The following is a 6,645-nucleotide window of genomic DNA, read 5'->3' as shown; positions in this document are numbered from 1 at the left end:
CACTGAATAACGTGGCTGACACGCCCTCATCGCGGGCAAGCCCGCTCCCACATTTTGATCTGTGTACGCCAAATATGAAGGGCAAACAAAAATGCCCCGAACCTTTCGATTCGGGGCATTTCTTAACTGTGCATAGCCTGGGCTACACGTCAGTTGTTACCACTCAGGCTGCTGCAGCGACGTTCAGAGCCTTGATGTGGCCATTCAGGCGGCTCTTGTGGCGAGCGGCCTTGTTCTTGTGGATGATGCCTTTATCGGCCATACGGTCGATAACAGGCACAGCCAGAACGTAAGCAGCTTGGGCTTTTTCAGCGTCTTTGGTGTCGATGGCTTTAACTACATTCTTGATGTAGGTACGAACCATGGAACGCAGGCTGGCGTTGTGGCTGCGACGCTTCTCAGCCTGTTTTGCACGTTTTTTGGCGGAAGGTGAGTTGGCCACCGTCGAGCTCCTCGAAAGACTTTTTAGGAAATAGCAAACAAAATAGGCCGCGAATCATGCCGATGACTTGATGGGTTGTCAAGGCCGGCTGAAGCGAACTGCTGAGTGGTCGATCTGAAGAGGCGGGTGATTTATTTCCGGCGCTTGACCTGTAAACTCGCGAGCTTTGGCTCTGTGCTGTTGCAGGCGCGCAGTATCGCACAAGTGGGCGCGTTGTTCGCCTGCTCTTTATCTAATAGGCGCAATCTCTTTCAATGAATCTGCTCAAATCGTTGGCCGCCGTCAGCTCTATCACGATGATCTCCCGGGTACTGGGGTTTGTGCGTGACACCCTGCTGGCGCGCATTTTTGGCGCCAGCATGGCTACGGATGCCTTCTTTATTGCCTTTAAATTGCCCAACCTGCTGCGACGCATCTTCGCGGAGGGCGCATTTTCCCAAGCGTTCGTGCCGATCCTGGCCGAGTACAAGACCCAGCAGGGCGAAGAAGCGACCCGCACCTTTATCGCTTACGTCTCGGGCCTGCTGACCCTGGTACTGATGCTGGTGACCGTTGTCGGCATGCTCGCCGCGCCCTGGGTGATCTGGGCCACGGCCCCCGGTTTTGCCAACACCCCGGAAAAGTTCGCGCTGACCTCGGACCTGCTGCGCGTCACCTTCCCTTATATATTGCTGATCTCCCTTTCATCCCTTGCCGGAGCGATCCTCAACACCTGGAACCGTTTCTCGGTGCCGGCGTTCGTGCCGACCCTGCTCAACGTCAGCATGATCCTCTTCGCGCTGTTCCTCACACCGTACTTCGACCCGCCCGTGATGGCCCTGGGCTGGGCCGTGCTGGCCGGCGGGCTGGCGCAATTGCTGTATCAACTGCCGCACTTGAAGAAGATCGGCATGCTCGTGCTGCCGCGCCTGAACCTCAAGGACACCGGCGTATGGCGTGTGATGCGCAATATGCTGCCGGCGATCCTCGGGGTCTCGGTCAGCCAGATTTCCCTGATCATCAACACCGCCTTTGCCTCGCTGCTGGTGTCGGGCTCGGTGTCGTGGATGTACTACGCCGATCGCCTGATGGAGCTGCCGTCCGGCGTGCTCGGCGTGGCGCTGGGCACGATTCTGCTGCCGACGCTGTCGCGTACCTATGCCAGCAAGGATCGCCAGGAGTACTCGCGCATCCTCGATTGGGGCCTGCGCCTGTGCTTCGTACTGGTATTGCCGTGCGCCCTGGCCCTGGGGATTCTGGCGGAGCCGCTGACGGTATCGTTGTTCCAGTACGGTCAGTTCAGTGCGTTTGACGCGTCCATGACCCAGCGGGCGCTGATCGCGTACTCGGTCGGCTTGCTGGGTATCATCGTGATCAAGGTGCTGGCCCCTGGCTTCTATGCCCAGCAAAACATCCGTACGCCGGTCAAGATCGCGGTCTTCACGCTGATCGTGACGCAACTGCTCAACCTGGCGTTCATCGGTCCGCTGGCCCATGCGGGCCTGGCGCTGGCCATCAGCGCAGGCGCCTGCATCAATGCCGGCCTTTTGTTTTACCAACTGCGCAAGCAGGAAATGTTTCAACCGCAGCCCGGCTGGGGGATGTTCGCCTTGAAGCTGTTGGTTTCAGTCGCCGCGATGTCTGCGGTGTTGCTGGGCCTGATGCACTTCATGCCGGCCTGGGATGAGGGGCATATGCTGGAGCGTTTCATGCGCCTGGGGCTGTTGGTCGTGGCCGGCGTGGTGGTGTACTTCGGTATGTTGCTGCTGCTGGGCTTTCGACTGCGGGATTTCAATCGCAAGTCCCTTGGGTAGAGACATTCCCGCGATAAACCGGTTGTTTTATCGATTCGATCCATTTGCCCTGCGCTGTTGCCTGTCGTCCGGGGCCGGGTGTGGTTATAATCGACCACTTTATGAGCAAGAAGCGCGTTATGCAGCTGGTTCTAGGTCTCCACAACCTGCGCCCCGAGCATCGGGGCTGCGTCGCCACTATTGGCAACTTTGACGGTGTTCACCGTGGTCACCAGGCTATCCTGGCCCGGCTGCGTGAGCGTGCGGTCGAGTTGGGCGTGCCCAGCTGCGTGGTGATTTTCGAGCCACAGCCGCGGGAATATTTCACCCCCGAAACGGCGCCGGCCCGCTTGGCCCGCCTGCGGGACAAGCTGCAACTGCTGGCTGAAGAAGGTGTGGACCGCGTTCTGTGCCTGGCCTTCAACCAGCGCCTGCAAAGCTTGAGCGCCGCCGAGTTCGTCGACCGTATCCTGGTCGATGGCCTGGGCGTGCAGCACTTGGAGGTCGGTGACGACTTCCGCTTTGGTTGCGATCGCGTCGGGGATTTCGATTTCCTGCAACAGGCCGGTATCAGCCAGGGGTTTACCGTCGAAGCCGCGCAAACCGTCGAACTGGATGGCCTGCGCGTGAGCAGTACCCAGGTGCGTAACGCCCTGGCCGCTGCCGACTTCGCCCTGGCCGAGCGTTTGCTCGGTCGCCCGTTCCGCATTGCCGGGCGGGTATTGCACGGCCAGAAGCTGGCGCGCCAATTGGGCACGCCAACCGCCAACGTGCAACTCAAACGTCGTCGTGTGCCGCTCACCGGGGTCTACCTGGTCAGCGTCGATATCGACGGCCAATCGTGGCCCGGAGTCGCCAACATAGGCGTCAGGCCCACGGTTGCAGGTGATGGCAAGGCCCACCTGGAAGTTCACCTTTTGGATTTTGCCGGTGATCTGTATGACCGGCGTTTGACGGTGGTTTTCCACCACAAGCTGCGTGAAGAGCAGCGTTTCGCCTCCCTCGAGGCGTTGAAAACGGCGATCAATGCGGATGTCGCCGCCGCCCGTGCACTAGCCGCACCTAGCGCCCATCGCTAACCGAAGAGCCTTAAATGACCGACTATAAAGCCACGCTAAACCTTCCGGACACCGCCTTCCCAATGAAGGCCGGCCTGCCACAGCGCGAACCGCAGATCCTGCAGCGCTGGGACAGTATTGGCCTGTACGGAAAGTTGCGCGAAATTGGCAAGGATCGTCCGAAATTCGTCCTGCACGACGGCCCTCCTTATGCCAATGGCACGATTCACATCGGTCATGCACTGAACAAAATCATCAAGGACATGATCATCCGCTCGAAGACCCTGTCGGGTTTCGACGCGCCGTACGTCCCGGGTTGGGACTGCCATGGCCTGCCGATCGAACACAAGGTCGAAGTGACCCACGGCAAGAACCTGGGCGCGGATAAAACCCGCGAACTGTGCCGGGCCTACGCCACCGAGCAGATCGAAGGTCAAAAAGCCGAGTTCATCCGCCTGGGTGTGCTGGGTGACTGGGCCAACCCCTACAAGACCATGGATTTCAAGAACGAGGCCGGTGAGATCCGTGCCCTGGCCGAAATCGTCAAGGGCGGTTTCGTGTTCAAAGGCCTCAAGCCTGTGAACTGGTGCTTCGATTGCGGTTCGGCCCTGGCCGAAGCGGAAGTCGAGTACGAAGACAAGAAGTCCTCGACCATCGACGTGGCCTTCCCGATCGCCGACGACGCCAAGCTGGCCGAGGCTTTCGGCCTGGCGTCGCTGGCCAAGCCGGCCGCCATCGTGATCTGGACCACAACCCCGTGGACCATCCCGGCCAACCAGGCGCTGAACGTGCACCCTGAATTCACCTATGCCCTGGTGGACACCGGTGATCGCCTGCTGGTGCTGGCCGAGGAAATGGTCGAGTCGTGCCTGGCCCGTTACGGGCTGCAAGGTTCGGTGATCGCCACCACCACCGGCTCGGCACTGGAACTGATCAACTTCCGTCACCCGTTCTACGACCGCCTGTCGCCGGTATACCTGGCCGACTACGTGGAGCTGGGCGCCGGTACCGGTATCGTTCACTCCTCGCCGGCCTACGGCGTGGACGACTTCGTGACCTGCAAAGCCTACGGCATGGTCAACGACGACATCCTGAATCCGGTGCAGAGCAACGGTGTCTATGCGCCGTCGCTGGAGTTCTTCGGTGGCCAGTTCATCTTCAAGGCCAACCCGGCGATCATCGACAAGCTGACGGAAGTCGGTGCGTTGCTGCACACCGAAACCATCAAGCACAGCTACATGCACTGCTGGCGCCACAAGACGCCGCTGATCTACCGCGCCACCGCGCAGTGGTTCATTGGTATGGACAAAGAGCCGAACGGCGGCGAAACCCTGCGCAAACGTGCGCTCAAGGCCATCGAAGACACCACGTTCGTGCCGGCCTGGGGGCAGGCGCGCCTGCACTCGATGATCGCCAACCGTCCGGACTGGTGCATCTCGCGTCAGCGTAACTGGGGCGTGCCGATCCCATTCTTCCTGAACAAGGAAAGCGGCGAGCTGCACCCGCGTACCGTCGAGCTGATGGAAGAGGTCGCCAAGCGCGTCGAAGTCGAGGGCATCGAAGCCTGGTTCAAACTGGACGCCGCCGAGCTGCTGGGCGACGAAGCGCCGCTGTACGACAAGATCAGCGACACCCTCGACGTGTGGTTCGACTCCGGCACCACCCATTGGCACGTATTGCGCGGTTCGCACCCAATGGGCCACGAAAGCGGCCCGCGTGCCGACCTGTACCTGGAAGGCTCCGACCAGCACCGCGGCTGGTTCCACTCGTCGCTGCTGACCGGTTGCGCCATCGACGATCACGCACCGTACCGCGAGCTGCTGACCCACGGTTTCACCGTCGACGAAAACGGTCGCAAGATGTCCAAGTCGCTGGGCAACGTGATCGCACCGCAAAAGGTCAACGACACCCTGGGCGCCGACATCATGCGCCTGTGGGTTGCCTCGACGGACTACTCGGGCGAAATGGCCGTGTCGGAGCAGATCCTGCAGCGCAGCGCCGATGCCTATCGCCGTATCCGTAACACCGCGCGCTTCCTGCTGTCGAACCTGACCGGTTTCAACCCGGCCACCGACTTGCTCCCGGCCGAAGACATGCTCGCCCTGGACCGTTGGGCCGTGGACCGTACCCTGTTGCTGCAACGCGAGTTGCAGGAACACTACGCCGAATACCGCTTCTGGAACGTCTACTCGAAGATCCACAACTTCTGCGTGCAGGAGCTGGGCGGGTTCTACCTCGACATCATCAAGGACCGCCAGTACACCACCGGCGCCAACAGCAAGGCGCGCCGTTCGGCGCAAACCGCGCTGTACCATATCAGCGAAGCGCTGGTGCGCTGGATCGCGCCAATCCTGGCCTTCACCGCCGACGAGCTGTGGGAATACCTGCCGGGCGAGCGCAACGAGTCGGTGATGCTCAATACCTGGTACGAAGGCCTCACGGAGTTGCCGGCCGACTTCGAACTGGGTCGCGAGTACTGGGAAGGCGTCATGGCCGTCAAGGTCGCGGTGAACAAGGAACTGGAAGTGCAGCGTGCGGCCAAGGCCGTTGGCGGTAACCTGCAAGCCGAAGTCACTCTGTTTGCCGAAGACGGCCTGACCGCCGACTTGTCCAAGCTGAGCAACGAGCTGCGTTTCGTACTGATCACCTCTACTGCGAGCCTTGCACCGTTTGCCCAGGCGCCGGCGGATGCGGTCGCGACCGAAGTGCCGGGTCTCAAACTCAAGGTGGTCAAGTCTGCTTTCGCCAAGTGCGCCCGTTGCTGGCACTGCCGTGAGGATGTCGGTGTGAACCCTGAGCACCCAGAGATCTGCGGTCGTTGCGTCGACAACATCAGCGGCACTGGCGAGGTTCGCCACTATGCCTGAAGCCAGTCGTTTTGGACGTCTGGGCTGGCTCGTATTGAGCGTGCTGGTGCTGGTCATCGACCAGCTCAGCAAGGCTCATTTCGAGGGCGCACTGCAGATGTACCAGCAGATCGTCATCATCCCTGATTACTTCAGCTGGACCCTGGCCTACAACACCGGCGCGGCCTTCAGCTTCCTGGCAGACAGCTCCGGCTGGCAGCGCTGGTTGTTTGCCTTGATCGCCGTGGTGGTCAGTGCCGTGCTGGTGGTGTGGCTCAAGCGTCTGGGTCGGGACGACACCTGGCTGGCCATCGCCCTGGCCCTGGTGTTGGGCGGTGCGCTGGGCAACCTGTACGACCGCATTGCTTTGGGCCATGTGATCGATTTCATCCTGGTGCATTGGCAGAACCGCTGGTACTTCCCGGCGTTCAACTTCGCCGACAGCGCCATCACCGTCGGTGCAATCATGCTGGCGCTGGACATGTTCAAGAGCAAGAAAACCGGAGAGACCGTCAATGACTGATCAG

At 60.7% G+C, this 6,645-nt stretch carries 5 protein-coding genes; 4 read left to right on the top strand and 1 reads right to left on the bottom strand.

Annotated features, from left to right (window positions below; genetic code table 11):
* Positions 1–163: 163 nt before the first annotated feature.
* Entirely contained in the window at positions 164–442 is a 279-nt protein-coding gene (gene rpsT, locus ACW9IB_RS20630; RefSeq protein WP_123714497.1) for a 30S ribosomal protein S20, read from the bottom strand.
* 254 nt (positions 443–696) lie between these two features.
* Here rpsT and murJ point away from each other — a divergent pair, with 254 nt between their 5' ends.
* The 4 genes from murJ to lspA all read left to right on the top strand — a co-directional run bounded on the left by murJ (position 697) and on the right by lspA (position 6,641).
* Complete coding sequence (murJ, locus tag ACW9IB_RS20625) at positions 697–2,235, top strand: murein biosynthesis integral membrane protein MurJ (protein ID WP_457365295.1); 1,539 nt, start codon at positions 697–699, stop codon at positions 2,233–2,235.
* A gap of 119 nt (positions 2,236–2,354) precedes the next feature.
* Positions 2,355–3,293 carry a bifunctional riboflavin kinase/FAD synthetase gene (gene ribF, locus ACW9IB_RS20620; RefSeq protein ID WP_457415252.1) on the top strand — a complete coding sequence of 313 codons (939 nt, stop codon included), beginning with the start codon at positions 2,355–2,357 and terminating at the stop codon, positions 3,291–3,293.
* A 14-nt stretch (positions 3,294–3,307) separates the two neighbouring features.
* Positions 3,308–6,139, top strand: coding sequence for an isoleucine--tRNA ligase (gene ileS / locus ACW9IB_RS20615; RefSeq protein ID WP_457415251.1), 2,832 nt, complete (start codon positions 3,308–3,310; stop codon positions 6,137–6,139).
* Positions 6,132–6,641, top strand: a complete 510-nt coding sequence (gene lspA, locus ACW9IB_RS20610) for a signal peptidase II (protein WP_457365298.1) — start codon at positions 6,132–6,134, stop codon at positions 6,639–6,641. Before ileS ends, lspA begins: the two co-directional genes overlap by 8 nt.
* Positions 6,642–6,645 lie beyond the last annotated feature (4 nt).

Source organism: Pseudomonas sp. SDO524_S393 (assembly GCF_054071875.1).
Note: the sequence above shows the minus strand (reverse complement) of the source record. Positions and strands in the feature narration are given on the sequence as shown.

What these genes read in the sequence shown, in the direction of transcription:
- murJ (WP_457365295.1), top strand. Translation starts at nt 697, where the DNA reads ATGAATCTGCTCAAATCGTTGGCCGCCGTCAGCTCTATCACGATGATC.
- ribF (WP_457415252.1), top strand. Translation starts at nt 2,355, where the DNA reads ATGCAGCTGGTTCTAGGTCTCCACAACCTGCGCCCCGAGCATCGGGGC.
- ileS (WP_457415251.1), top strand. Translation starts at nt 3,308, where the DNA reads ATGACCGACTATAAAGCCACGCTAAACCTTCCGGACACCGCCTTCCCA.
- lspA (WP_457365298.1), top strand. Translation starts at nt 6,132, where the DNA reads ATGCCTGAAGCCAGTCGTTTTGGACGTCTGGGCTGGCTCGTATTGAGC.